The organism is Rhodococcus sp. DT1, assembly GCF_049844875.1.
Taxonomy (GTDB): Bacteria; Actinomycetota; Actinomycetes; order Mycobacteriales; family Mycobacteriaceae; genus Rhodococcus.
The window spans coordinates 1-24,365 of record NZ_JBNCLW010000009.1; the positions used below are offsets into that span (position 1 = coordinate 1).

The following is a 24,365-nucleotide window of genomic DNA, read 5'->3' on the forward strand; positions in this document are numbered from 1 at the left end:
GCACTCGACAGGGTGTGGGAGAGTAGGACACCGCCGAACACCCGTTTGCTGGAGGCCCCCAACTGTGTTGGGGGCCTTCAGTGTTTGGTATGCAGTTTTTTCTGTATGCAGTGTTTTGCAAGCCGGCTCAGCCGGAAGGTGTTGTAGAGGGGGCCACGAAATGTGGCCCCCTCGACTGCTTTCAGGCGGGATTAGGCCTTGGGCTTCGGCCGCGCGACCGGGCGGGGCAACGCGCGCGTGAGGCGCGGCGCCCATCCGTGCGACGGCCATCGCTTGAGCCCCAAGCGATCCGGACTGAGGCGTGTATCGACGAACTTGGGCTCGAGGTCCGGATCGGATTCACCGAAGAAGCGGTAGAGAACGGTGCCGCCGTTCTCCTCACTGCGCCCCGCGGCTTCCCACCGCGTCGCCCGGTACACCGCGCGAACGATGTTGTCGGCCACCACGATGATCGGCAAGCCGTCGATGCCGCGCGCTGCCGTACCGGCCGGCCACGGCTTCGATGCCAGGGCGCGAACCTGCGCCGGGTCGGCGTTCTTTGCCTCGTTGATGCGGAGGACGACGCACGGTGTCGGTAATTCCGGTGCGGGAGTCGCCGAATACTGGCGTACAAGTTCGGAGATCGGGATCGCGGTGCGGTCCGCCTCCGAAACATCCGTCGTACCCGCGAGATTGGTGAGAATGCACTCACCCCTGTGCGGCTCGATCAATCCGAGCGCAGCGATCACTGCCTGCGCGGTGACGTCCGCCGTGTGGTCGGCGTCGGACTTCGGGTCGAGCCGGTCGGCCACTACGTAGTGGTCCACGGAGTAACCCGAGTCGTAGATGGCTTTGATACGGCGGAGTGCCGCCTCGGTTTCCGGGGTCGCCGGTGGTGCTTTCTCCCCGGCTTCGGCGAGTTTGTGGGTTTCTCCGAGGGCTGACCAGACCAGAGTGAAGATCCGATTTCCACGTCCGGTTCCGATGTAGACGATGCTGCGATCGCGCGGATCGAGCAGGGCGTAGACATACGCACCGAGCTGGTCGATCACAGGCTGCGGCATCGGCTGGGGAGTCGGGGTGCGGTCGTCTACCTGAGCGACGATCGCGCGCAACACGGTGAGGCGGAGCGACACGGGCACCCTGCCGGCGGAACCGCCGAACAGTTCGCGGTTGGCCGCATCAACGGTGCCGAAGGTGCGTCCGGCGTGCTTGCTGAGCGCGCCGAGAGCCAGAGTGAACTCTTCGAGCCTCTGGCGGGGATCGTCTGCGGTGTCGGGCAGCTCATTGCTGGTCAGAAACATCTGGATCTCGGGAGATTCCAGCAAAGTTTGGGCAATGTTCAGAGGAACTGTCCACACGGTACGCATGGTGCGACTCTAGGCCAATACCGATGGCCGAGTGCCCCTCCGCGCACAGTCCACAACAGTCGATGCTGCCGGTCCACGCGCCACCGACGACGCCGAGGCCACGTTCGATTCCCCAGGACCCCTAGCGGCGTCCGGATTGCCCGAACTTGTCGTACGCGGGAAAAGGGGCGCGCCGTCGGCGCGAGGATTTGCGCCGGTCGAGGAGATTCGCACGGGCGCGGGAACCCTCTGCGGTGCCCAATAACGGCACCGCTGCCTCCCCGCCGACGGTCGTCGCTTAACGTATAGCTCGTGAGCATCCCAGCCTCTGATGCCGCGGGTTCTGCGGCGAGTACAGCGTCGGCATGGCCCGCGCTTCTCACCTGGCGAGCGCTGGACGCGCCCCGTATGGAATCTGTGCGCGTGCAGCTCAACGGCCGCCGGATCAAAGCGTCCGGTCGCATCGTGGGTGGCGCGTGCGACGACCATCCCGCATTCAGCGCGTCCTACGACCTGGTGACCGACGAAAACGGCGTCACGCGCCGGCTGTCCGTGCGGACCACCGTCGCGGCGGGTGAGCGACACATGTCGATCAGCCGTTCCGAAGAGGGCATCTGGATGGTCGACAACGGCACCCAGCACCAACGTTCCACGTTCGGTGGGGCGCTGGACGTCGATGTCATCCTGAGCCCGTTCTTCAATGCGCTGCCGATCCGGCGATACGGACTGCAGTCGGGCTCCGCCGACCTCGAGGTCCCGGTGGTGTACGTGAACCTCGTCGATCTGGGCGTGCAGGAAGCAGCCGTGATGTACAGCAGCGCGTCCGACGGCATCCATGTGCTGTCGCCCGTGTCGACCTCGTCGGTGACCGTCGACGCGGACGGATTCGTCGTGGAGTACCGCGGGCTGGCCGAGCGGATCTAGCCGTCGGCTGTTTCCACCGCGAGGGCGACCGCAAGCGCGGTGGACTCGGCGGGGTGGCTCCCGTGTCCGCCGGTTCCCGCGGTGAGTCCGACCACCTGCAAGCCGATCGGTCTCGTGCCGCCGCCCGGTGCGGGTACCGACAACGCGGGTACGCCGAGGACGCTGAAGGGAATGCAGTGCTCGAGCAGCGGCCTCCGCAGAGCCAGCGGATCGCTGTTCTGGGGTGCCGAACGGATGCCGGTCGTCGCGGTGACCAGCGCGTCGAGTCCTTCCGCTTTCCGCAGGCGATCCAGGACGTCGCGGCGCAGGCGTGAGACCGTCCGTACCGCGCGCACGTACTCGTAGGCGGGCCGGTCCCGCTGGGCTGCCAGTAGCGACGCCGTGGCGGGCTGGTAGCGCTCAGGGGTCGACTCGAACCACTCGCGGTGGGTGTCGTAGGCCTCCGAGCCGGTGACGACGGGATACACCTCGAGAAGCTCCTCGGTTTCCGGGAGCGTCACCTCGACTACCTCCGCACCGAGGTCGGTTAGTGTGCGGCACGCGGCGTCGACTGCTGCCTCGAAGTCCGGGTCGGGGAAGTCCCAGATGCTGCCGCGGAGACGACCGATGCGGAGCCCGGACACCGGGGTCCGCAGGTGCGCGATGCCCGGGATCGCACCCCACGCGAGCGCGACGTCCAGCGTGTCCGCGGCGAGCAGACCCACGTGATCGAACGTCGTCGACAACGGGAATGCCCCGTCGACGGGTAGTGCTCCGTGACCCGGCTTGAAACCGGCGATTCCGCACAAGGCGGCCGGGGTGCGCACACTGCATCCGGTGTCGGTGCCGAGGGCAACGGGGACGATCCCGCGCGCCACCAGAACCGCCGACCCCGACGACGAGCCGCCACTGATGAGCCCGGGTTCGTGCGGATGCGCAGCGGGCCCGGAAGCATTGACGAGACCCGTCGGACCGTAGGCGAATTCGTGAAGGTGGGTCTTCGCGACGATGATCGCGCCCGCCTCCCGCAACTTACGAATGATGCGGGCATCGGTCGTCGCGGGCGGCGCATCGTCGAGCACGGCGCTGCCGCAGCGGGTGGGCATGCCGGCGACGTCGATGTTGTCCTTGACCGCAACTGCGACGCCGTGCAACGGGCCTATCCAGTTCCCGGCCGCAATCTCCGAGTCGGCGCGTGCCGCAGACTCGAGGGCGGCCGCGTCGTCGCGGGCCGCGACGATGTTGTGCCACGGCGTGCCGTCGAGCGCGTCGAGGTCGGCCAGTACCTGTCGTACGTGTTCGGTCGGCGTCAGCTTGCCGGTCGTGAGCGCGGAGGCGACGTCGCGCAAGGTCATCGGGTCCATACCTCTCCGCGACGCCCGGCCTCGCGGAGCACGGTCAGCCAGTCACCCTCCCCGGGGACGACGCCGGTGACAGAGACGCGCTTCTGCTGGTCGTACCGGGCGCGGGCGTCGAATCCGGCCCGGGTGAGGTCGGTGGTGCTGCCGTCGGCAAGCTGTTCCCGCGCGGCCGACAGCACCTCGAGGGTCTCGTCGAGTGCCACGAGCAACGCTGAGGCGTTGGCCTCGCACATCGCGTCGACGAGTGCCGGAGCGGTCGCTGCCACGCGGGTCCCGTCGCGGAACGAGCCCGCAGCCAATCCGAGGGCCAGATCGCCACCGGCGGCCCCCGCCAGCGCGAGGGCTTCGGCCAGCACATGCGGCAGGTGCGAGATCCGGGCGACCGCCGCATCGTGTTCGGCGGACTCGGCCGGCACGACGACCGAGCCACAGTCGAGCGCCAGGTCCGCGACGGCCTGCCACACCTCGGGGTCGGTGCCGTCGTCGACCGTCACCACCCACACGGAGTCACGGAACAGCTCGACGGTGCTCGCGGCCCAGCCCGACTCGGCGGTGCCGGCCATCGGGTGACCGCCGACGAAACGCCGGGACAAGCCGTGTGCGGCGACGGCGGCCGCCACTTCCGACTTGACGCTGACGACATCGGTGAGCGCGACATCCGGTGCGTGTTCGGCGATCGCATCGAGGATGCTCCCGACCGCCGGCATCGGGACCGCGATCACCACGATCGCATTCGCATCGGCAGCGCGCTCGAGCGTCGCGGCCAAGTCCGTGCTCGCGTCGAAACCCAGATCGCGGGCCGCGTGCACGACTTCCGGTGAGCGGTTGTACCCCCACGCGTGGCGGCCGGTCGCTGCCGCTGCGCGGAGAAGCGATCCACCGATCAGGCCGAGGCCGAGGACACATACGGGCGGGGCGAACGTCGCGGTAGGCACCGCTCCAGGTTGGCATATTCGGGCGTGGGCTTCATTCGCGGGACGAGGCAGACTACCGTTGCGCGCATGGCTGCACAACGCGTAGGGAACAAGAGCCCTTCGGTGAGTTCGATCGAGGACCTCGACGGTTTTGCCGTCGCCGTGACGCGTGAAGACGGACTCTGGAAGTGCCGCGCACTCTCGGATGCTGCACTGACGAGCCTCGAGACGGCCGTGACGGAGTTGCGGGAGCTCCGCAGCTCCGGCGCCGTGTTCGGCTTGCTGAACGTCGATGACGAGTTCTTCGTCATCATCCGGCCCGCACCGTCCGGAACCCGGATCCTGCTGTCCGACGCCACGATGGCGATCGACTACGACATTGCGGCCGATATTCTCGACGCACTCAATGTCGACATCCCGGACATCGATCCGGACGAGCTGGACGACGTGGAGCCGTGGGAAGAAGGTGACCTGGGGATTCTCAAGGACATGGGTCTACCGGAACCCGTGCTGTCCGTGATCCTCTCCGAGACGGATCTCTATCCCGACGAACAACTCGAGGAGGTCGCACAGCGCCTCGGGTTCGACGATGTGTGGGCCGCTGCGCTGGACAAACTGCGTTAGATGGGGCTGCGCGACGACGAGAAACTGATTCGGGTCGCGCTGGACGCTGCGACCGCTGCGCCTGCCGGGGACGTTCCGGTGGGCGCGGTCGTGTTCGCGGCCGACGGCACCGAGCTGGCCCGGGCCGCGAACTCGCGTGAGGCCACAGGGGACCCCACCGCGCACGCGGAGATCCTTGCGCTGCGGGCGGCGGCGCGCGTGCACGGAGACGGCTGGCGTCTCGAGGGCGCAACCCTCGCGGTCACCCTCGAGCCCTGCACGATGTGCGCCGGTGCGGCTGTCCTGGCGCGCGTCGAGCGGATCGTCTTCGGCGCATGGGAGCCCAAGACGGGCGCCGTCGGGTCGCTATGGGACGTCGTGCGGGATCGTCGCCTCACCCATCGCCCGCAGGCGCGCGGCGGGGTGCTCGAGGACGAGTGTGCGGCGGTTCTGGAGGAGTTCTTCCACGGCCGGCGCGACCCTCGTCCGGGACTCTGACCTGCCGATTTCAGTCCAGGCGCACCATCCGGTAGAGTCTTTTAGCGGTGGCGTGTCCGAGCGGCCTAAGGAGCACGCCTCGAAAGCGTGTGACGGGTAACCCCCGTCCGAGGGTTCAAATCCCTCCGCCACCGCCATAAAGTCCCTCACCTGTTCACACAGGTGAGGGACTTTTTTGTCTGGGTGGATCCGGAGTGGGTTCAGTCTCCTTCGAACCGGGCCCGAACCTCCCGCATCTTTGCCTGGAGTTCGTCGGGATCGATCACCCCGCGGTCGAGCAGTGTATGTGCGGTCGCGATCGCGGACCTGGTATGGACCGGAAACTCGCGGTAGATATCTTCGCCGAGAGCGTCCTCCGTCTGGCGACGCTCGAGGTTGTCCCAGACGTTGCGCCAGGAGAGACACTCGACGGTCGCCTGCATGCTCGACTCCCAGGGCGCCGGCTTACGGTCCAGTTCCGGCAGCGACGTCTCCCGGACCGCATCATCCCCGAGCAACCCCAGAATGATCTCGTGGGCCTCGACCGAATCGCGCCGGTCGAACCTTTGCTTGTCAACTGTCACTGTGGACCTCCGACCTGCGAGGGTGCCTTCTCCGCGGTCCAATCTGCCTGTGGCAGAGCGACACCGATCATGGTGTCGCGGGTGACGATCGCCGCGAGCTGGTCCTCTGTCCAGCCCTCCGTGCCTTCCGGACGCATCGGCATCACCATGAACCGTGACTTCTGGTTGGAGTCATGGACGCGCACTTCGACATCCGAGGGGAAATGGAGACCGAACTCGGCGAGCACCTCGCGGGGACGGCGCACGAGCCGGCGGCGATAGTTGGGGGTCCGGTACCAGTCGGGTGACATGCCCAGGACGGGCCTCGGGTAACACGAACACAGGGTGCAGACGATCATGTTGTGCACCTGGGGTGTGTTCTCCAGGACGTAGAAGAACGTGTAATCGCTGGGGGTACCTGTCCCGGTCGGGTCCAGCCAGTCGACGCCCACCGCTTTGGAGGCTTCGGTGGCATCTTCGAGTAGTTGACGCTTGAAGTCGGGGTCGAGCCATGCCTTGGCGACGAGCTGGGACCCCTTGGAAGGACCGATCGACTCCGCCCACTCCGAGAATCGGCGGTGGTCTTCGGATGAGAACAGACCTTTTTCGATCGACAGTTCCCGGATGGCGGCCTCGAGTACTTCGAATTCGCCTACCTCAGGGCCTTCCTGGATCGGATCGTGGCTGTGATTTTCGCTCATTATGCTTCGTCCTTTGCGGGTGCAAGCCAGCGCTCGGAGCACTCTGTTTCGAGGGTGTCGACATCGAATCCGGTGTATGGGTCCCACAGGTCGGTCTGGAGGAACCGCACGACATAGAACGGTTCGGTGCGCCCGTTCTCGAGGCGGTCCCATGCCTCGTCCTCCGGGATAACCCATTCGGGACGGTACTCGACGACGACGCCTGTATGGCCGCGCACGAAAGCCTGTGTGCGAGTGTGGAACAGGGACGTCGCGTCCTTTACCGTAACGCGGTCGCCGATCTGGTATTTCGTCATGATCGCTCCTCGCTCAAACGTGTGCGGACAGCGTCGATCTTGGCTGACAATTCATCTGGTGTGATCAGGCCCTTGTCGATAAGAGTCTTGGTGGCGACGGTGATCCAGCGCGCGTAGTACGGAAGGCCGAAGTAAAGCGTCGCGCCCAGATCATTTTCGGCACGGCGCCGCATCTCGGAATTCCAGGCGCCCCGCCAGCCCAGGCATTCACAGGTGACGTACGTGTTCATCTCCCACGCCTCTTCGACCTTTTCCTTGTACTCGACAGGCAGGTCGGGCTGGCCACCAACGTCGTGGAGCACGTGCCGCAGTGCGGCATATCGGGCGTTGGACAACGTGTACGGGGAGTCCTGTACCTCGTGGATGGCTGGGGCGATGTCCGCGAGCAGACTCGTCAGGGTGTTGAACGACGTGCTGGGGCTGGGTGTGTTCTTCGACGCCCCGGATTGCTTAGCCGGTGAACTCATTGTGTTTCCGATCCGATCGGTCGGTGGTTCCCCTCGAGGAGTCCTTCGCGGGGCGGACTGGGAATGGGAATCACATGGCCGACATAGGCGCCGCCTCACGGACCGGCGGGCGGGCCGACCGGTCGGATAGGTATGCAAAGACGAGACCCAGGCTCGCCCAGAGGGTCGTCTGGGTAGCTAGTGTGGACAGCCGGAATTCCCACAGCAACGTGGCGGGGAACCCGTCGGTCACCTCGTTGACGGACGGCAGCAGAACACAACCGACGACCGCGACGACGAGGAAAGCGAGAGCCGTAGCCGCGATGCGGGCGACAGGTTCGAGTCGTTTCGCCGATGCAGTGGCCACGTACGCGGCGACTACCACTGCCAGTAGTCCTATGGCCACGGCGGCGAGCCAGAGCCAGGTGCGCTGGCCGAAGGTCTCGGGGTCGCCTACGGCCGGAGGATTCGGCGGATATTTGACGTAGGGCACCATCACGACGGCGAGCCATGCGGCTCCGGCCAGGCCGAGACTCAGCGTTACGGCGGAGACCGGAACAGCTCGCCGAATCCCGTACGCCACCGTAGCGAAGATCGCGCCCAGCGCGACGCCTGCCAACGTAGTCGCGAGGAACAATCCCGCGCGCTGACCTGTCCGAGAGACGAGAGGCTCGTCGTCATGGTGATCTGCCGTAGCGACTCCGCCGGAGTCCGATTCGCCATGCGAATGCGGTTCTGCAACAGAGTTTTCCAGTGCTACGGCAGCCTCTACCTGAGGCTCTCCGACAACGAAGGCCACGCCGCCGGCCAACAGCCCGGCGAGAAGTCCCGCCAGGAGCCCGCGGACCAGTAACCGCGTGTACGTTCCGGTCAGTGACATGGCAGCCCGAGGAGGTGTCGGCCGTCGTGCATCAGTTCGTGCAGGTACATGCCGCTGCGCGAGAGCACACCGTTGTCGAAGCCGACCAGATAGAGCGTGAGGAATGCGAGCAGGACGACGCCCAATGCGATGAGAGCCGCGTTGACCGCTTCGGTTGTCTGTTCGGGCACTGCGGTGAATGTCATGGTTTACCCCTGGAGGTTGAGTCCCGTCGGCCTGTTCGATGTCGTGAACGACTATCGAACTATTGGGCGCGGTGCGTGCGGGCAAGACTGTTCAACCGTACATCCGCATCGGCCGGAAGGGCAGTCTTCTTGATCCGTGAGACGTGAAATTCACTGTCTCGAGAGGTATTCGGTTGGTATGACCGTTGTGGCGGTTTTGCGACGATCAACTTCGCTGTCGCGTGGGCGAGGGTTGCACTCGGTGCAATTTCTTGTGAATTCGATAATTTCCGCGTTGCGGATCATGATCGTCCGCGGAAGGAGGGGCAGATTCTTCGACACTTTTCTCATCGAATCTTTCCGACCCGCCGACGCCGGCATCCTCTCCGCGTCGAATCCGACCGCCCTGGACGAGGCGGGCCCGACGTTCATCGTCGGCTCCCCGGTCGCGAAGGCTCCCGGGACCGGCGTCCCAGTTCCGTTGGTGTGGAAGATCATTCACGGATCGTGAGGTCATCGATACCGCCATGCCCCGCCACGCTCACTGCGTGGTCAACGCATTCGGGAGGCGGACGGATCGGTCCGGAACCCGACTCGGGACGTCACCTCGTCGCGGGCAATCCGGCGGTACACCCGCGAACGTGCTGTTTGCGGCAAACGCGCAGATCGGTGTGGCGATCGCGTGGCTGGTCGAGTAACCGAGGCCGCTGCTCTTGATTCGTTCGACCTGAATTCACCGTTGTGAGCGATATTCGGTCTATGACCGTTGCGGCGGTTTTGTGACTTGTCGTCTTTGTCGTCTCGTGGGGAAGTGTCGCATTGTCGATGCAATTCTTGGTGTATTCGATTAATTCCACGTGCAGGTCATGATTGTCCGCAGAAAAGATCATCGGCCCGGCGCCGAGTGGCGGTCGGCGCCGCGTAACCACCGTCCGCAACCCTTGTCATAGCGGGCCAACCCGCGTTCGGCGAACGCGTCGAGCCATCCGCGCATCGGCCACCACCCCCATCGATCATGAAAGATGTTGGCGTTGGCGAGGATATCGTCCAGTCGTTCCACCGGCGGATCCGACACCGGGTGATGCTGATGAAAAGCGTGGGCTCCGCCGACCCAGCGAAGCCCGACGCCGCGCTGCGCCGCGACCTGCCCGAAGTCGGTGTCCTCCCCGCCGTAGCCCGAATAGTCGGTACAGAATCCGCCCACACGGTGCCAGGTCGCCGCGGTGACAGCGAACGAGAGCGACCAGAAGAGCGTGTAGTCCTCACCGGTGACGACCTCACCGGCGCGCGGGTGGGGACGGGCAGGATGCGGACTGATCAGCGCGTCCAGTGCATCCAGGTCGTACCCGTCGACCGGAGGCGGTGGCAGGTAGGTCACCGGACCGCACAGCAACGCCACTTGGTGACGCGGGTCGTTGCCGACCTCCTCGTAGCGGCTCACCAGATTCGTGGCCGGGATGCAGTCGACGTCCAGGAACACCAGCAATTCGGCGCCGAGTTCGAGCGCCCGCCGAGCGCCGAGGTTACGGGCTTCGGCCAGAGGCAGACGGCCTTCCGTCGGCTCCATCCACCGCGCGTCCGCACCGGCGGCCCGGGCCAGCGAGAAGACCTCGTGATCGCCCATGGACACGACAACGTGCTGGTCGGGACGCCGGGAACTGCGTGCGAGCGCCGTCATCTGCGTGCGCAGGTGAGCGGTCCGGTGCGCTGCGATGGTCACCACACCGACTTTCACGTCGGTGCCTCCTCCTCGGCGATCCGGTCGACGATGGCAGCGGCGCGCGCCGCGGCTCCGGAGGTCTGCCAGCGTGCCCACTGCGCGGGGTCGGCCCCGCGGGCCCGCTCGATCAACTCCGGCCACCGGTCGAGGTCCGGCCACTCCGGCAACCCCACCGACATTCCGGCGCGGTGGAGGGCGGCCGTCGTGGCGTGCTGCTCGTCGTAGGGACGCCGCTCGGCGACGAGCACAGCGGGGCGCCGAGCCGCTGCGATGTCGGCGACGGTGTTCTGCCCGGCGTGGCCGACCACCACGTCGGCCCGGCACAGCGAGGGCCACGGATCGTCGGCCCAGGCGCCCCCCGGAACTCCCATGCCTTCCCACCGGTACCGGGTGTGGCGACTCGTCCAGGACCGAAAATCACCGGACGACAAGGCCGAACCACCGCTCCCGCCCATCACCAGCACGGTGGGACGGTCATCGGAATCGTCCGTATCGGGGGGAGCGCGGCGCCCGTCGAATCGGCTGATGCCACCCACATACGACGTCTTGTGCGCGTATGGGTGCAGCCACTCGGGGTCGTACACCTCCTGCGGCCACGCGGCGATCAGGTGGTCTGCCGAGCGGTAACCGAGAGTGTGCGGTGCGTCGGTGCGGGTTCCGGGCATGGCCATGACCACGACCGGGATGCCGAACAATCGCGCCAGCAACGTCACCTCCACCGACACATCCACCACCATTACCCGGGGCCGGGCGCGCGCGATCCACTCCGCCAGCGCCGCCATCCGTCTGCGCAGTCCGTCGTCGTGGCGGGGAACCCAGTGGAGCAGTCCGTGAGCGGTGGGGTCGACGGCTGCGTCGACAGCCTCGTCGTCGCGGGGCAACTCGACCACTTCGTCGAACACGGCGGCGTTCCGGCCCGGCAGGGTCGCCGACGACAGCGCGGTCACCGGATTGCGAAGGTGCGCACAGATACTCGTCGCGCGGGCGAGATGGCCGTGGCCGTGGTGATGGATGTAGTACCCGATCATCGTGGCCGACCGGCGGACACGGGTTCGGCGGCAGGGGCGACGAGGCGCTGGTACAACGCCACGTACGACTCGACCATCGCCCGTTCGGAACAGTACTCCAGGGCACGTCGGCGAGCGTGACTGCGGGACAGTGCTGTTGCGGCGGGCACGGCAGCAGCCATCGCGTCGGTGTCGCCCGCGGGGACCAGCACTCCCGACCCGGAGTCGACGATCTCGGGAATCCCGCCGCGAGCGAACGCCACCACGGGGGTGCCGCAGGCAAGGGCTTCGGCGACGACCAGGCCGTACGGTTCGTCCCAGCACGGCGTGATCAGGACGGCAGCGCTGTGGCCCACCCGGGCAGCCAGTTCCGTGCGCGGCAGATGTCCGAGGTATTCGACTTCGCCGCCGAGTCGGGGGGCGATGCGGTCGTCGAAATACTTCCGGTCGGAGATCGGTCCGGCAAGGGTGAGCCTGCGGCCGCTTCGGCGCGCGACCTCGATCGCGAGATGTGCGCCTTTTTCCGGCACGAGGCGTCCGAACCACATCAGGTCGGTGCCGCCGGGGCCGACCGGCCAGCCCGAGAGGTCCACCCCGTTGGGGATGACGGTCGCGGGAGCCTCGAGCGCGTGCCGCCACGCGTGCGCCGTATGCCGGCTGACCGCGACGAAGGTCGCCGGGACCTGTGCCGTCGCGGCCAGGGCCGACTCGAGCCAGGGGGTCGGCGGAGTGTGCAGCGTGCAGACCATCGGGATGCGCAGTGCCGGTGCCATCGCCACCGGCAGGTAATGCAGGCTGTGGTTGTGGACGACGTCGAAGGAGTCGGCCAGCGGACCCGCCAGGTTCAGCATCAACGACAGGTACGCGTGGTGGTCCTCGAGGAAGCCCTTCGGTGCCATGGACGGGTCGTGGCGCGCGGTCGCGCTGGGGGAGAAGGACCGGACCTCCAGATGTGAGGCACCGAGGGACTCGTCGGAACCGGACGCCGCGAACAGTGTGACGTGGTGACCGGCTTCTCCGAGGGCACGCGCCAGATGCCAGACGTGGGACTCGAGGCCACCGGCGAACGGCTGGCGGATGGGATACCGGTTCGACGCGACGAGCGCGATGCGCAGCGGTCGGGCGGTCATGCCGAGGCCCGCTCGTAGATATCGCGGTGGGCCGCGGCGAGACGTCGGCGTTGCTCGAGTCGTCGCGGCCACTGTGCCCGCGGAATGTGGTGCCGCCGTTCGTACAGCGACCGGATGGAGCGGTCGAGGGAGGCCGGGTCGAACCGGTCCTCGTCCAGGGTGAACACGTCGCAGGACTGTTGCTGACGATAGAAACCGCAGCTCGGAGCAACCACCGCGGTTCCGAGATCGTGGCAGGCCTCCAGCCAGCCCGAATGGGTCCCGAATCGGTACGGGAGCACCGACACCGTCAACTCCGAGAGGTATTGCCACAGTTCGTCGTCGTCGAAATACGGGTGCACCCGGACGTCCACCGCAGGATTCTCCCCGAGCGCCAGCAGCGCGGCTCCCATGTCCGGGGCGTACCAATGGTTGGACGGAACGAAGATCTCGTCGTGCAGATCGATCTGCAGCCGGGCCCCGGGCAGGTCGGCGACCGTTCGAGCCAGCGCGGTCACGACCGGCAGCACATCCATATTGGCTCGCAGGCTCTTCGCATGGACACCGACGACGAACGGGTCCGGCGGGCGGTGCGGCGCGTCGAACCAGTCCCGCTCGAGCACGTGCGGGTGCGGCAGGACCGTCGAGGTCCGTCCCCAGCCGGCCCGGATTCTCGCGGCAGCGCCGGGGGTGAGGGTGATCAGTTCCCGGGCCGCCGGTATCAGCACGTCGAGGTTCTTCAGATGCGCGCCCGGGGTGGGGTGGTGAGGGTTTCTCAGGTCGTGCACGGTGTAGACGAGGGGGATCCGGTGGGTGTCGAGGGCGCCGACGACCTCCTCGAGCACTTCGGGTTCCACCGCGTCGAACCCGAAGTGGATGTGGAAGATGTCGAATTCATCGTGGTGATCGTCGATCCATCCGGGCTCGAGCATCATCGGTGGCCACCATCCACCGGGGACCTTTCGTCCGTCGGCGGGTACCGGGTCGGGCAGCCGGATCACTCCGTCGTCGCCGTCGGGTGACGACAGATGCCGCACGTAGACGTGTGATGCGGGGACCGACGCGACACGCAGTGGTCTCATACGCACCTTCCTCGGGCACGGAGTCGTCGGCCGAACCCGGCCGACCCTCGGTAATCGCCGGGGTATACCCGGTTTCGAGCGGATAACACCGATGTCCGAGCCGAGCGCGTCATCGTTCCGGAATCGTCCATGGCGGCCGCTCGTACCGAGTAGGTTCCTGCTCGGAAGGGGCGACGATGACTCGAGCCGGCAGCAAGCGTGACCGCGGTCTGTTCCGCGTGAAGTCGGTGGAGCAATCCATCCGCGACACCGACGACCCGGATTCGAAGTTGCGTAAAGACCTCACCGCGTGGGACCTGATCGTGTTCGGTGTCGCGGTCGTCATCGGCGCCGGCATCTTCACCCTCACCGCTCGCACGGCCGGGAATGTCGCGGGACCGTCGGTGTCGCTGGCGTTCGTTCTCGCGGCCATCGCCTGTGCTCTCGCCGCGTTGTGTTACGCGGAGTTCGCGTCCACCGTGCCTGTCGCGGGTAGCGCGTACACCTATTCGTTCGCGACATTCGGCGAGTTCGTCGCCTGGATCATCGGCTGGGATCTCATCCTGGAGTTCGCGCTTGCCGCGGCGGTGGTCGGCAAGGGCTGGTCGCTGTATCTCGGCGAGGTGATGGGAGGGCTGTCGTCGAGCGTGATGGTCGGACCGGGCAAGGTGGACTGGGGAGCGGTTCTGATCGTCGTGGTGATCGGCGTCGTCATCGCGTCCGGAACCAAGCTGTCCTCCCGGGTGTCGCTGGTGATCACCTCGATCAAGGTCGGGGTGGTCATCTTCGTCGTCGCGCTCGGGGCGTTCTACATCAAGGCGGAGAACTACACGCCCTACATCCCGCCGGCCGAGGCCGCGGAGACCGACAACGGACTGCACCAGTCGCTGTTCTCTTTCGTCACCGGAGCGGGAGGCAGCACGTTCGGCTGGTACGGCCTGCTCGCCGCGGCGAGTCTCGTCTTCTTCGCATTCATCGGCTTCGATGTCGTCGCGACGACTGCCGAGGAGACGCGGAATCCGCAGAAAGCCGTGCCGATCGGGATCCTCGGTTCTCTCGCGATCGTCACCGTCCTCTATGTCGCGGTCAGTCTCGTCCTGACGGGCATGGTGAACTACCAGGAACTCGAGGGCGACGAGTCGACCCTGGCCACCGCGTTCGCGATCAACGGCATGGATTGGGCGAAGAACCTGATTTCCATCGGTGCCCTCGCAGGCCTCACCACCGTGGTGATGGTGCTGATGCTGGGTCAGACGCGTGTGCTGTTCGCGATGGCACGCGACGGCCTCATGCCTCGCCGGCTCGCCCACACGGGCACGCGGGGAACACCGGTGCGGACGACGGTTGTCGTCACCGTGGTGGTGGCTGTGCTCGCGGGCCTGGTTCCGCTGGGCACCCTCGAAGAGATGGTGAACATCGGCACGCTCTTCGCGTTCGTCCTGGTATCGATCGGAGTGCTCGTGCTGCGCCGTACCCGGGGCGATCTCGAACGCGGGTTCCGGGTGCCGTTGGTGCCGTACGTGCCGATACTCGCGGTGCTGGCCTGCCTGTGGCTCATGGTGAACCTCTCGGTGGAGACGTGGATCCGCTTCGTCGTGTGGATGGCGATCGGGGTCGTCATCTATTTCGTGTACAGCCGACGTCATTCGGTGCTGGCAGGCACTGCTGACCCCGATCCGCCGGTGTAGATCCGCGGAGTACAGCGTTCGACCTCTTCTCGCGTTCGACCCCGCACGGCGTTGAAGCCTCAACTACTGTCGGGGGCATGCGCAAGCTCGGATGGTCCCTCGCTGCCATTGTCGTGATCGCGATCGTCGGGTTCTTCGTCGCGCCGTGGGTCTACGGCAACTTCATCGCCGAGGACGACGCGCCGGCAGCGTCGGTTTCCGAATCCGGTGCCGAAGCCGCCTCCGGTGAGCTGAACGGTTCCTGGACGGTGACTGCGGGGACCGACCCGAACCGCACCGCCGCGGGCTACACCGTCGAGGAGATCCTGCGCGGAGCCGATGTCACCGTGGTGGGCAGTACCGACCAGGTGACCGGCACCGCCACCATCGAGAACGACACGCTCACTGCCGCCGAGGTGACGGTCCGGGTGGACTCGGTCACCACCGACAGTTCCCAGCGCGACGGGCAGTTTCGCGATCGGGTGATGAACACCGGGACCTATCCGACGGCGACGTTCGTCCTGACCGAACCGGTGGACCTGACGGCGCTCCCGACGGATGGAACGGTGACGACCTTGCCTGCGACCGGGACGCTGACGTTGCGGGGGCAGGAGCGACCGGCCACGCTGGAGGTGCAGGTGCTCCGCACCGGTGACGTGATCGTGGCGTCCGGAAGCATCCCGACGGTCTGGGCGGATTACGGTGTGGAACCGCCGAATCTCGGGTTCGTGACCGTCGACAGCACCGGAAGCATCGACTTCCTGATCACGCTCGAGCGGAGCTGACGGTCTCCGAATCCTCCCGGCCGTGTGCGGGAGTCCACCCGGGCGGCCCGAACACGTAACCCATCTTGTCCCGCAGGGCCGTTGCCGAACGCCAGTCGCGGGCGATCGCTTTGTATTCGTGGGTCTGCAATTCCCAGATCTTGTAGGTGCCCACGGGTTTCGTCAGGCCGTACGTCGGCCGGTGTGTCTCCGGCTGGAACGTGCCGAACATCCGGTCCCAGATGATGAACATGCCGGCGTAGTTGCGGTCGAGGTACTCGGGGTCGCAGCCGTGGTGGACCCGGTGATGCGAGGGGGTGTTGAAGACGAACTCGACGGGCCGGGGCAGGGTGCCGACTCGCTCGGTGTGCACGAAGAACTGGTAGACCAGGTTCACGGAGAAGCCGACGAACACCATCCACGGCGGGATTCCCAGCAGCGGAAGCGGCAGCCACATGATGATTTCGCCGCTGTTGTTCCACTTCTGGCGCAGAGCGGTCGCGAAGTTGAAGTACTCGCTCGAATGATGAGCTTGATGGGTCGCCCACACGACGCGGACCCGGTGCGCTGTGCGGTGGTACCAGTAGAACAGCAGGTCCACCCCGACCAGCAGGATCACCCAGGTGTACCAGGCGTCGGCGGGCAGGTGCCACGGCGCGAGGTAGACCCAGATCGCGGAGTATCCGACGAGCGCGAGCACCTTCCAGAGTGCGCTGGTGACGATCGACACCAGTCCCATCGAGAGGCTTGCGCGTGCGTCGCGTACTTCGTAGCCGCCTTTCGGCGGGTGCGTCCGGCCGTCGGGCCCGGGTTCGACGTGTTCGAGCGTGCGAGCCGCAACCCATTCCAGGACCAGGAACAACACGAAAGCCGGGATCGCGAGCGCGACCGGATCGTGCAGGGGCTCGAGCAACGACCCCCAGGAGTCGAAGAGGGTCTCCCGCATGGCATCACTTTCGGTAGGTGTGAACAACGGTTCAATCTACTCGTGATGTGGTGTGTGTCACCAGTAGCCTGGGAATCGCGAACGGCCGTTTCCGCAGTTTGCTGGTAGGAATTGGGGGTTCCGTCGGCAGCGTAGTGAGAGGCGTGGAATGCACATCACCGCGAGGGTCGACTATGCCGTCCGTACCCTCCTCGAACTCGCGGCCAAGGGCGACGGCCGCCCGGTGAAGGCCGAAACCCTCGCGACCGCGCAGTCGATCCCGCACAAGTTCCTGGAGGCGGTGCTCGCCGATCTGCGGAGGGGCGGTCTGGTGTGCAGCAGGCGCGGCCCCGAAGGGGGTTATTGGCTCGCTCGTCCTCCGGGGGCGATCTCGATAGCCGATGTCATCCGGACGGTCGAGGGTCCCCTCGCGTCGGTCCGGGGTGAGCGGCCCGAGGATGTCGTCTACACCGGCGCGGCCGAGAAGTTGCGCGACGTCTGGATCGCGGTGCGGGTGAATCTGCGCGCGGTCCTCGAAGAGGTGTCGCTCGAGGATGTCGTCGCCGATGACCTGCCCGCGTTCGTCGAGGAACTCACTCGCGATCAGGGCGCCTGGGAGCGCCGCCGAGTGTGACCTGCGTTACTGCGAGCGCCCCGATGTGGGTAATCGCATAATCTTGCACTCTTCTGCAAACTTACCGAGCTCTGCAATTTCTGTACGGTCGATGGAGTGAGTCTTCCCTCCTCAGGTCTGCGCGACCGCAAGAAAGCGGCGACGCGGGCGGCGCTCGCCGAAGCGGCCGCCGAACTCGCCCGCGAGCACGGTGTGCACGCGGTCACCGCTGATGCGATCGCCGCACGCGCAGGCGTCTCGACACGCACGTTCCACAACTACTTCGCCAGCAAGGAAGAAGCGGTCTTCGTTCATCTCGAGCGTGTGATCGAGGAATGGATCGAGATGTTGCGGCAGCGCCCGGCCGACGAACACATCCTCGATTCCCTCCGGGAATGCGCCGTCGGTCTCGTCACCGACCCGAAGTGGTCGTTCGACGAGATCGGTGCGTGTGTTTCGGTCGTGGAGGAATCTTCGGCACTGCTCGTCCGGGGCATCGAGGTCGAGCGACGGTCGACGCGGATGCTCATCGACGTCATCGCAGAACGCACGGGCACCGATCCGGGCGTGGAACTGTTCCCCAACCTGATCCACCACGTGGCTCTCGGCGCGATCAAGGCAGCGATCGAGATGCATCTCGCGGGAGTCGGCCGGTCGCCCGAAGACCTCATCCGCGACGCCTTCGGCCGGTTGCGTCTCGGTTTCCCGTAACGCGCGAGTACGCCCTACAGCGGTCGACTCGACCCCTCCCTCCGCAAGAAATGTCCGAACGAAAGGGTGCCTCGTGGCGACCTACCTATATCGGATCGGCAAGTTCGCCTACCGGCGAAAAGGCACGGTTCTCTCCTTCTGGCTGGCGATCCTCGTCCTGTTCGGTGTCGGTGCCGCGACGCTGTCGGGTCCGACCACCGATTCCTTCTCTCTGCCCGGTACCCCCGCGCAGAAGACACAGGACCTGATGGCCGAACGCTTCCCGTCGGCCGAAGATCCGATGAATCAGCTCAGTGCCCGGTATGTGTTCGCCGCCCCCGACGGGCAAACGCTCGACGAGCCCGCCAACATGCAGGCCATCGACGACGTGCTCGCCGCAGTGCGCGACATCGACCGTGTGGCGCCGCCGGCCAAGGTGGATCCGGCGACCGCGACGCCCGAGGAGCAGGCCGGTGTACTGGCCAACCCGGTACTCGCCGACGCCGGCCTCGTCGAACAGATGAAGGCTGCCGGTGCGGAACAGGGACTGCCCGAGGACGCCGCTCTCGCGAACGCCGCCGCACTGTCGCCGTTGAGCTCCGACCGCACGGTCGGCTTCGTCACCGTCCCCTTCACGGGCGAGATGAGCGACGTCGACGACACCATGCGTGACCAGATCGCGGCCGCAGCGGACATCGGCCGCGACGCCGGCTTGACCGTGGAGGTCAGCGGGACCGCTGCCAGCGCGGTCGAACTCCCGGGAGGTACCGCGGAACTCGTCGGCATCGGCATTGCCGCGATCGTGCTCGCCTTGACGTTCGGTTCCCTGGTCGCGGCCGGTCTGCCGCTCATCACCGCCCTGGTCGGCATCGGCATCGGCAGCATGGGCATCACCATCGCGACCGGCTTCACCGACCTCAGCTCGATGACGCCGACCCTCGCGATCATGATCGGTCTCGCGGTCGCGATCGACTACTCGTTGTTCATCGTCTCGCGCTTCCGGCACGAACTCACCGTCACCAGCGACCGTGCCGAAGCGGCAGGTCGCGCTGTGGGCACCGCCGGTTCGGCGGTCGTGTTCGCGGGTCTGACAGTCATCATCGCGCTCGCAGCCCTGCAAGTCGTGGGTATCCCGTTCCTCTCCGCGATGGGATACGCGGCTGCCTTCACCGTCTTCATGGCCGTGCTCATCGCCATCACCCTGCTCCCCGCCGTCCTCTCGCTCTTCGGTGAGAAGGCCTTCGCGGGACGCATCCCCGGCCTCAAGGCCGGTGCGGGTGACGACGACAAGCCCGGTGCCGCTCCGAAGTTTGCCGCCGCGCTCGTGCGCCGCCCGCTCGTTCCGCTCGTCGCGGGTGTGGTGCTGCTCGGCGTGCTCGCCCTTCCCGCGACCGGCCTGCGACTCGCGCTGCCGAGCGAAGCGACCGGGGACCCCGCAACGAGCGCACGCCAGGCCTACGACCTGATCGACGAAGGCTTCGGCCCGGGACGCAACGGCCCGCTCGTCGTCGTCGCGGACGCCCGTGAAGCCGACGTGGACGCAACCGCAGCGTTCGGTGCGGTCGTCGCGTCGCTGTCCGAACACGACGAGGTCGTCAACGCGCAGATCGTGTCGGTGAACGAGGCCGGTGACACCGCGCAGATCCTCGTCACGCCGCGCAGCGGTCCGAGCGACGAAGCGACCATGGATCTCGTCTCGTCCATCCGTGACGACGAGTCCCGGCTGCAGGACGAGTACGGAGTCTCGTACGGCATCACCGGGCAGACGGCGCTGGAAGGCGACGTGTCCGAGAGCCTCCAGAACGCTCTGGTTCCGTACCTCGCCGTGGTGGTCGGACTCGCATTCATCCTGCTCATGCTGGTGTTCCGTTCCATCCTCGTGCCGCTCACCGCGACGCTCGGCTTCCTGCTCAGTGTGCTCGCGACGTTCGGTGCCACCGTGGCGGTGTTCCAGGAAGGCTGGGGCGGGCTCATCTCCAACCCGCAACCCATCGTGAGCTTCATGCCGATCTTCCTGATCGGTGTCGTCTTCGGCTTGGCGATGGACTACCAGGTGTTCCTGGTGACCCGCATGCGCGAGGAGTTCGTGCACGGCGCGTCGGCGAAGGATGCTGTGGTGTCCGGCTTCGGCCACGGCGCCCGCGTCGTCAGTGCGGCGGCGGTCATCATGATCTCGGTGTTCGCGGCCTTCATCGCGGAACCGAACTCGCTGATCAAATCGATGGGCTTCGCGCTCGCCGTCGCCGTGTTCTTCGACGCCTTCATCGTGCGCATGGTCATCATCCCGGCGGTGATGGCGCTGCTCGGCGACAAGGCGTGGTGGCTGCCGAAGTGGCTCGACAAGATCCTCCCGAACGTCGACGTGGAGGGCGAGAAGCTCACTCGCGAACTCGCCGCCGGCGAGCCGGAGACGGAGACAGAAACGGCCCGGGTGTGACGACCCGGTCGGCGGTCACCGGTATTCGTGCCGGTGGCCGCTCGGCCGGTTCCGCGGTGACCGGTCCCGGGCAGGGCTCCGCAATCCGGGATCGTCGCGCCACGCAGGTAGCGTGTTGCCCATGCTGATACAGCTGTTGCGGCGGTTTCTCGCGCCATACAAGGGCGCGCTTGCCGCAGTGGTGCTGCTCCAGCTTGTCGCGACGGGCGGGATGCTGCTCCTGCCGAGCCTCAACGCCGACATCATCGACGAGGGCGTGGCGGCCGGGGACGTCGATTTCATCATGCGTACCGGCCTGGTGATGCTGGCCATCAGCGCCGTCGAGATCAGCGCCGCGATCGGCGCGGTGTACTTCGCCGCGCGGGCCGCCATGTCGTTCGGCCGGGACGTCCGGCTGGCGATCGTGCGGCGTGTCGGCGAGTTCTCGGCGCGGGAGTTCGGCACCTTCGGCGCGGCGTCGCTGATCACCCGCAACACCAACGACGTGCAGCAGGTCCAAATGCTCGTCCTCATGACCTGCACCATCGTCGTGACTTCTCCGATCATGGCCGTCGGCGGCATCATCATGGCGTTGCGCGAAGACCCCGGAACATCGCTGGTTCTCGTCGTAGCGGTACCGGCACTCGTCTTCACCATGGTGGCGCTGATCCTGCTCATGCTCCCCGGTTTCCGGGTGATGCAGAAACGCATCGACGGGGTGAACAGGGTCCTTCGCGAACAGATCACCGGCATCAGGGTGGTGCGGGCCTTCGTTCGCGACGACACCGAACGCGCCCGCTTCGAGCGGGCGAACGACGACCTCACCGCGACTGCGCTGCGCGTCGGACGGGTCAACTCCCTGCTGTATCCGGCGGTCCTGCTGATCGCGAACGCCAGCACCGTCGCCGTGCTGTGGGTCGGTGGCCGGCGCATCGACGCCGGTCAGATGCAGATCGGTTCGATCACCGCGATGATCACCTATGTCGCACAGATCCTCATGGCGGTGCTCATGGCCTCGTTCATCGCCATCATGGCGCCGCGCGCCACGGTGTGCGCGGAACGCCTGCTCGAGGTGCTCGACACCGAACCCACGGTCGCATCGCCGCCCGAACCGGTCCGGCAACTCCCTGCCCGCGTCTCCGTGGAGTTCCGCGCGGCGGGATTCTCCTATCCCGGCGCCGACGCACCGGTGCTCCGCGACATCTCGTTCCGCGCCGAGCCCGGCACCACCACCGCCGTCATCGGCGGTACCGGGTCCGGAAAGAGCACGTTGATGCGCCTGCTGCCGCGGTTGATCGATGCAACGGAAGGTCAGGTGCTCGTCGCCGGCACCGACATCCGCACGCTCGATACCGAGGTGCTGCGCTCCCGGATCGCCGTGGTGCCGCAGAAGGCGTATCTGTTCTCGGGCACCATCGCGGACAACCTGCGCTACGGACGGTCCGACGCCACCGACGACGAATTGTGGCGCGCCCTGGAGATAGCGCAAGCCGCGGACTTCGTCCGGGCCACGTCGGACGGGCTGAACACCGAGATCTCGCAGGGCGGCACGACCGTCTCGGGTGGGCAGCGACAGCGCCTCGCGATCGCCCGCGCGCTGGTTCGCCGTCCGTCCATCTACCTGTTCGACGACGCGTTCTCGGCGCTGGACCCGGCCACGGACAGCCGGTTGCGTGCGGCCCTCGAGCCGGAAACCCGCGATGCGTGTGTGCTGATCGTCGCCCAGCGCGTGTCGACGGTGCAGGACGCCGACCGCATCGTGGTGCTCGACAACGGCACGATGGTCGACGTGGGTACGCACCTCGGTCTCCTCGGTCGCTGCCCCACGTACGTCGAGATCGTCGAGTCCCAGAGGATGGCGTCGGTATGACCACCCCGGAGGAGAGCGCGCCGTCGCGCATTCGCACCGTCGCCCGTGTCCTCGGGATGCTGCACCCGCACCGATACGCCGTCTACTCGGTGTTCCTCGCCGCAGTGCTCGGTGTCGTGAGCGTGTCGATCGCCCCGTTCGTTCTCGGTCGCGGCACCGACGTGATCTTCAACGGTGTGATCGGAAAGCAACTCCCCGCCGGCGTGTCCAAGGAAGAGGCGGTCGCGGGGCTGCGGGCGGAGGGACGAGACCAGTTCGCCGACATGGTGTCCGGCATGAATGTCGTGCCGGGTGTCGGGATCGATTTCGGGAATCTCGGCCGGATCCTCGTGATCGTGCTCGCGCTGTACCTGTTGTCGTCGGGCCTGATCTGGATGGCTGCGTACGGTCTCAACGAGATCGTGCAGCGCGTCGTGCGCGACATGCGGTCGCGGGTGGAACGCAAGATTCACCGGCTGCCCCTGAGATACTTCGACACCCATTCGCGCGGCGACATGCTCAGTCGCGTCACCAACGACATCGACAACGTGTCGGCGGGTATGCAGGAATCCATTTCGCAGCTGGTGCTGGCGGTGCTCACGCTCATCGGGCTCGTCGTGATGATGCTGTTCATCTCGCCGGTGCTCGCGGTCGTGGCGATCCTCACCGTTCCGGCGTCGGTGCTCGCGACGGTGATCGTCGCGCGCCGCTCCCGCAAGCATTTCGCGTCGCAGTGGGAGGCGACGGGCACACTGAACGGGCAGATCGAGGAAGCGTTCACCGGCCACGAGCTCATCACCGCGTACGGCCGCACCGCGGAGGTCCAGAAGCGTTTCACCGAGACCAACGAATCGCTCTATCAGGCGTCGTACCGAGCGCAATTCGTCTCGGGCCTGGTGATGCCGCTCGTGACGTTCCTCGGGAACGTGGGCTATGTCGTGATCGCCGTTCTCGGCGGGTTGCGTGTCGCCTCGGGTACCGCCACCCTCGGCGAGATCCAGGCCTTGATCCAGTACTCACGACAACTGGTGCAGCCTCTCGCCCAGATCGGCGCGATGGTCAATCTGCTGCAGTCGGCGTCGGCGTCGGCCGAGCGGGTATTCGCGGTGCTCGACGAACCGGAGGAGGAGCCGGAACCCCCGGCACCCACGATGCCGTGGAGCCGTCACGGTCTCGTCGAGTTCGAGCACGTCTCCTTCTCGTACGTGCCGGATCGCCCGCTGATCGAGGACCTGTCGCTGCGCGTCGAGCCCGGTCAGATGATCGCGATCGTCGGGCCCACGGGCGCCGGCAAGACCACCCTCATCAATCTCATTCTCCGTTTCTACGAAGTGAACTCGGGCCGCATCCTCGTCGACGGGGTGGACATCACCCGGATGTCGCGGGAGGAACTGCGCTCGCGCATCGGAATCGTCCTCCAGGACACCTGGCTCTTCGGCGGCACGATCCGCGAGAACATCGCGTACGGCAACCCACACGCCACCGAGAACCAGATCATGTCGGCCGCGCGGATGAGCTACGTCGATCGCTTCGTGCGCGCGCTGCCCGACGGCTACGACACGGTGCTCGACGAGGAGAACGGCAGCCTCAGCGCCGGTGAACGCCAGCTCGTCACGATCGCTCGCGCGTTCGTCGCGAAGCCGTCGATCCTCATTCTCGACGAGGCGACCAGTTCCGTGGACACCCGCACCGAACTGCTCGTCCAGCAGGCGACCGCCCGGTTGCGCGACGAACGGACGAGTTTCGTCATCGCACACCGGCTTTCGACGATCCGGGATGCCGACCGGATCGTGGTGATGGAGGACGGACGTATCGTCGAGCAGGGCACGCACCACGGGTTGCTCGAGGCGGGCGGTGCGTACGCGCGCCTCTACGACGCCCAGTTCAAGGTGCTGGTCGACTGAGATC

General features: G+C 66.5%; 24 protein-coding genes and 1 tRNA gene. 11 read left to right on the forward strand and 14 right to left on the reverse strand.

Going from position 1 to position 24,365, the window contains the following annotated elements:
• Positions 1–191 precede the first annotated feature (191 nt).
• Positions 192–1,349 (reverse strand): GIY-YIG nuclease family protein, encoded by a 1,158-nt coding sequence (locus ACLQ3J_RS20145; RefSeq protein ID WP_296550810.1) that lies wholly within the window; start codon positions 1,347–1,349, stop codon positions 192–194.
• Positions 1,350–1,640: 291 nt separating this feature from the next.
• Here ACLQ3J_RS20145 and ACLQ3J_RS20150 point away from each other — a divergent pair, with 291 nt between their 5' ends.
• Positions 1,641–2,252 (forward strand): putative glycolipid-binding domain-containing protein, encoded by a 612-nt coding sequence (locus ACLQ3J_RS20150; RefSeq protein WP_169622529.1) that lies wholly within the window; start codon positions 1,641–1,643, stop codon positions 2,250–2,252.
• On the opposite strand, the gene ACLQ3J_RS20155 is transcribed toward ACLQ3J_RS20150, so the two are convergent.
• A complete protein-coding gene (locus tag ACLQ3J_RS20155; protein WP_169652970.1) occupies positions 2,249–3,595 on the reverse strand; it encodes an amidase in 1,347 nt (448 codons plus the stop codon). The two genes, ACLQ3J_RS20150 and ACLQ3J_RS20155, sit on opposite strands and share 4 nt — an antisense overlap.
• Positions 3,583–4,545 (reverse strand): prephenate dehydrogenase, encoded by a 963-nt coding sequence (locus ACLQ3J_RS20160; protein WP_425904292.1) that lies wholly within the window; start codon positions 4,543–4,545, stop codon positions 3,583–3,585. Before ACLQ3J_RS20160 ends, ACLQ3J_RS20155 begins: the two co-directional genes overlap by 13 nt.
• Positions 4,546–4,593: 48 nt before the next feature.
• Here ACLQ3J_RS20160 and ACLQ3J_RS20165 point away from each other — a divergent pair, with 48 nt between their 5' ends.
• From ACLQ3J_RS20165 to ACLQ3J_RS20175, 3 genes are all read left to right on the forward strand, one after another.
• Positions 4,594–5,130 (forward strand): tRNA adenosine deaminase-associated protein, encoded by a 537-nt coding sequence (locus ACLQ3J_RS20165; RefSeq protein ID WP_169622532.1) that lies wholly within the window; start codon positions 4,594–4,596, stop codon positions 5,128–5,130.
• On the forward strand, positions 5,131–5,607 hold the full coding sequence (locus tag ACLQ3J_RS20170; protein ID WP_296550211.1) for a nucleoside deaminase: 477 nt from the start codon (positions 5,131–5,133) through the stop codon (positions 5,605–5,607).
• A 46-nt stretch (positions 5,608–5,653) separates the two neighbouring features.
• Positions 5,654–5,744: transfer RNA gene (locus ACLQ3J_RS20175), tRNA-Ser, on the forward strand.
• A gap of 63 nt (positions 5,745–5,807) precedes the next feature.
• Here the strand turns inward: ACLQ3J_RS20175 and ACLQ3J_RS20180 are convergent.
• From ACLQ3J_RS20180 to ACLQ3J_RS20225, 10 genes are all read right to left on the reverse strand, one after another.
• Positions 5,808–6,116, reverse strand: coding sequence for a ScnB (locus tag ACLQ3J_RS20180; RefSeq protein WP_378609998.1), 309 nt, complete (start codon positions 6,114–6,116; stop codon positions 5,808–5,810).
• Between the two features lie 50 nt (positions 6,117–6,166).
• Positions 6,167–6,850 (reverse strand): thiocyanate hydrolase subunit gamma, encoded by a 684-nt coding sequence (gene scnC, locus ACLQ3J_RS20185; RefSeq protein ID WP_296550208.1) that lies wholly within the window; start codon positions 6,848–6,850, stop codon positions 6,167–6,169.
• Complete coding sequence (locus tag ACLQ3J_RS20190; protein WP_072705115.1) at positions 6,850–7,146, reverse strand: SH3-like domain-containing protein; 297 nt, start codon at positions 7,144–7,146, stop codon at positions 6,850–6,852. The genes scnC and ACLQ3J_RS20190 overlap by 1 nt, the downstream gene beginning before the upstream one ends.
• On the reverse strand, positions 7,143–7,613 hold the full coding sequence (locus tag ACLQ3J_RS20195) for an SH3-like domain-containing protein (RefSeq protein ID WP_296550204.1): 471 nt from the start codon (positions 7,611–7,613) through the stop codon (positions 7,143–7,145). Before ACLQ3J_RS20195 ends, ACLQ3J_RS20190 begins: the two co-directional genes overlap by 4 nt.
• A 70-nt stretch (positions 7,614–7,683) precedes the next feature.
• The gene (locus ACLQ3J_RS20200) at positions 7,684–8,472 is read right to left on the reverse strand and encodes a CbtA family protein (protein ID WP_296550203.1); all 789 of its coding nucleotides are present in this window, start codon (positions 8,470–8,472) and stop codon (positions 7,684–7,686) included.
• A complete protein-coding gene (locus ACLQ3J_RS20205; RefSeq protein ID WP_296550201.1) occupies positions 8,463–8,657 on the reverse strand; it encodes a CbtB domain-containing protein in 195 nt (64 codons plus the stop codon). Before ACLQ3J_RS20205 ends, ACLQ3J_RS20200 begins: the two co-directional genes overlap by 10 nt.
• An 865-nt stretch (positions 8,658–9,522) precedes the next feature.
• Positions 9,523–10,371: a glycosyltransferase family 2 protein gene (locus ACLQ3J_RS20210; protein WP_425904243.1), complete on the reverse strand. Its 849-nt coding sequence runs from the start codon at positions 10,369–10,371 to the stop codon at positions 9,523–9,525.
• Positions 10,368–11,384 (reverse strand): glycosyltransferase, encoded by a 1,017-nt coding sequence (locus ACLQ3J_RS20215; RefSeq protein WP_425904244.1) that lies wholly within the window; start codon positions 11,382–11,384, stop codon positions 10,368–10,370. Before ACLQ3J_RS20215 ends, ACLQ3J_RS20210 begins: the two co-directional genes overlap by 4 nt.
• Complete coding sequence (locus tag ACLQ3J_RS20220) at positions 11,381–12,493, reverse strand: glycosyltransferase (RefSeq protein WP_169622537.1); 1,113 nt, start codon at positions 12,491–12,493, stop codon at positions 11,381–11,383. Before ACLQ3J_RS20220 ends, ACLQ3J_RS20215 begins: the two co-directional genes overlap by 4 nt.
• The gene (locus tag ACLQ3J_RS20225) at positions 12,490–13,554 is read right to left on the reverse strand and encodes a glycosyltransferase family 1 protein (RefSeq protein ID WP_425904245.1); all 1,065 of its coding nucleotides are present in this window, start codon (positions 13,552–13,554) and stop codon (positions 12,490–12,492) included. The genes ACLQ3J_RS20220 and ACLQ3J_RS20225 overlap by 4 nt, the downstream gene beginning before the upstream one ends.
• Before the next feature lie 176 nt (positions 13,555–13,730).
• Here ACLQ3J_RS20225 and ACLQ3J_RS20230 point away from each other — a divergent pair, with 176 nt between their 5' ends.
• Positions 13,731–15,221: an amino acid permease gene (locus ACLQ3J_RS20230; RefSeq protein WP_296550191.1), complete on the forward strand. Its 1,491-nt coding sequence runs from the start codon at positions 13,731–13,733 to the stop codon at positions 15,219–15,221.
• Positions 15,222–15,298: 77 nt separating this feature from the next.
• Positions 15,299–15,985 (forward strand): YceI family protein, encoded by a 687-nt coding sequence (locus ACLQ3J_RS20235; protein ID WP_169622540.1) that lies wholly within the window; start codon positions 15,299–15,301, stop codon positions 15,983–15,985.
• Here the strand turns inward: ACLQ3J_RS20235 and ACLQ3J_RS20240 are convergent.
• The gene (locus tag ACLQ3J_RS20240) at positions 15,966–16,910 is read right to left on the reverse strand and encodes a sterol desaturase family protein (protein WP_169622541.1); all 945 of its coding nucleotides are present in this window, start codon (positions 16,908–16,910) and stop codon (positions 15,966–15,968) included. The two genes, ACLQ3J_RS20235 and ACLQ3J_RS20240, sit on opposite strands and share 20 nt — an antisense overlap.
• 148 nt (positions 16,911–17,058) lie before the next feature.
• Here ACLQ3J_RS20240 and ACLQ3J_RS20245 point away from each other — a divergent pair, with 148 nt between their 5' ends.
• The 5 genes from ACLQ3J_RS20245 to ACLQ3J_RS20265 all read left to right on the forward strand — a co-directional run bounded on the left by ACLQ3J_RS20245 (position 17,059) and on the right by ACLQ3J_RS20265 (position 24,361).
• On the forward strand, positions 17,059–17,523 hold the full coding sequence (locus tag ACLQ3J_RS20245; RefSeq protein WP_169652980.1) for an RrF2 family transcriptional regulator: 465 nt from the start codon (positions 17,059–17,061) through the stop codon (positions 17,521–17,523).
• A 96-nt stretch (positions 17,524–17,619) separates the two neighbouring features.
• Positions 17,620–18,213, forward strand: a complete 594-nt coding sequence (locus tag ACLQ3J_RS20250) for a TetR/AcrR family transcriptional regulator (protein WP_169622543.1) — start codon at positions 17,620–17,622, stop codon at positions 18,211–18,213.
• A 73-nt stretch (positions 18,214–18,286) separates the two neighbouring features.
• Positions 18,287–20,629 (forward strand): MMPL family transporter, encoded by a 2,343-nt coding sequence (locus ACLQ3J_RS20255; RefSeq protein WP_425904246.1) that lies wholly within the window; start codon positions 18,287–18,289, stop codon positions 20,627–20,629.
• A 121-nt stretch (positions 20,630–20,750) separates the two neighbouring features.
• Entirely contained in the window at positions 20,751–22,478 is a 1,728-nt protein-coding gene (locus tag ACLQ3J_RS20260) for an ABC transporter ATP-binding protein (protein WP_425904247.1), read from the forward strand.
• Complete coding sequence (locus ACLQ3J_RS20265; protein WP_169622546.1) at positions 22,475–24,361, forward strand: ABC transporter ATP-binding protein; 1,887 nt, start codon at positions 22,475–22,477, stop codon at positions 24,359–24,361. The genes ACLQ3J_RS20260 and ACLQ3J_RS20265 overlap by 4 nt, the downstream gene beginning before the upstream one ends.
• Positions 24,362–24,365 lie beyond the last annotated feature (4 nt).

What these genes read in the sequence shown, in the direction of transcription:
- ACLQ3J_RS20145 (WP_296550810.1), bottom strand. Translation starts at nt 1,349, where the DNA reads ATGCGTACCGTGTGGACAGTTCCTCTGAACATTGCCCAAACTTTGCTG.
- ACLQ3J_RS20155 (WP_169652970.1), bottom strand. Translation starts at nt 3,595, where the DNA reads ATGGACCCGATGACCTTGCGCGACGTCGCCTCCGCGCTCACGACCGGC.
- ACLQ3J_RS20165 (WP_169622532.1), top strand. Translation starts at nt 4,594, where the DNA reads ATGGCTGCACAACGCGTAGGGAACAAGAGCCCTTCGGTGAGTTCGATC.
- ACLQ3J_RS20170 (WP_296550211.1), top strand. Translation starts at nt 5,131, where the DNA reads ATGGGGCTGCGCGACGACGAGAAACTGATTCGGGTCGCGCTGGACGCT.
- scnC (WP_296550208.1), bottom strand. Translation starts at nt 6,850, where the DNA reads ATGAGCGAAAATCACAGCCACGATCCGATCCAGGAAGGCCCTGAGGTA.
- ACLQ3J_RS20190 (WP_072705115.1), bottom strand. Translation starts at nt 7,146, where the DNA reads ATGACGAAATACCAGATCGGCGACCGCGTTACGGTAAAGGACGCGACG.
- ACLQ3J_RS20195 (WP_296550204.1), bottom strand. Translation starts at nt 7,613, where the DNA reads ATGAGTTCACCGGCTAAGCAATCCGGGGCGTCGAAGAACACACCCAGC.
- ACLQ3J_RS20200 (WP_296550203.1), bottom strand. Translation starts at nt 8,472, where the DNA reads ATGTCACTGACCGGAACGTACACGCGGTTACTGGTCCGCGGGCTCCTG.
- ACLQ3J_RS20205 (WP_296550201.1), bottom strand. Translation starts at nt 8,657, where the DNA reads ATGACATTCACCGCAGTGCCCGAACAGACAACCGAAGCGGTCAACGCG.
- ACLQ3J_RS20215 (WP_425904244.1), bottom strand. Translation starts at nt 11,384, where the DNA reads ATGATCGGGTACTACATCCATCACCACGGCCACGGCCATCTCGCCCGC.
- ACLQ3J_RS20220 (WP_169622537.1), bottom strand. Translation starts at nt 12,493, where the DNA reads ATGACCGCCCGACCGCTGCGCATCGCGCTCGTCGCGTCGAACCGGTAT.
- ACLQ3J_RS20225 (WP_425904245.1), bottom strand. Translation starts at nt 13,554, where the DNA reads ATGAGACCACTGCGTGTCGCGTCGGTCCCCGCATCACACGTCTACGTG.
- ACLQ3J_RS20230 (WP_296550191.1), top strand. Translation starts at nt 13,731, where the DNA reads ATGACTCGAGCCGGCAGCAAGCGTGACCGCGGTCTGTTCCGCGTGAAG.
- ACLQ3J_RS20235 (WP_169622540.1), top strand. Translation starts at nt 15,299, where the DNA reads ATGCGCAAGCTCGGATGGTCCCTCGCTGCCATTGTCGTGATCGCGATC.
- ACLQ3J_RS20240 (WP_169622541.1), bottom strand. Translation starts at nt 16,910, where the DNA reads ATGCGGGAGACCCTCTTCGACTCCTGGGGGTCGTTGCTCGAGCCCCTG.
- ACLQ3J_RS20245 (WP_169652980.1), top strand. Translation starts at nt 17,059, where the DNA reads ATGCACATCACCGCGAGGGTCGACTATGCCGTCCGTACCCTCCTCGAA.
- ACLQ3J_RS20260 (WP_425904247.1), top strand. Translation starts at nt 20,751, where the DNA reads ATGCTGATACAGCTGTTGCGGCGGTTTCTCGCGCCATACAAGGGCGCG.
- ACLQ3J_RS20265 (WP_169622546.1), top strand. Translation starts at nt 22,475, where the DNA reads ATGACCACCCCGGAGGAGAGCGCGCCGTCGCGCATTCGCACCGTCGCC.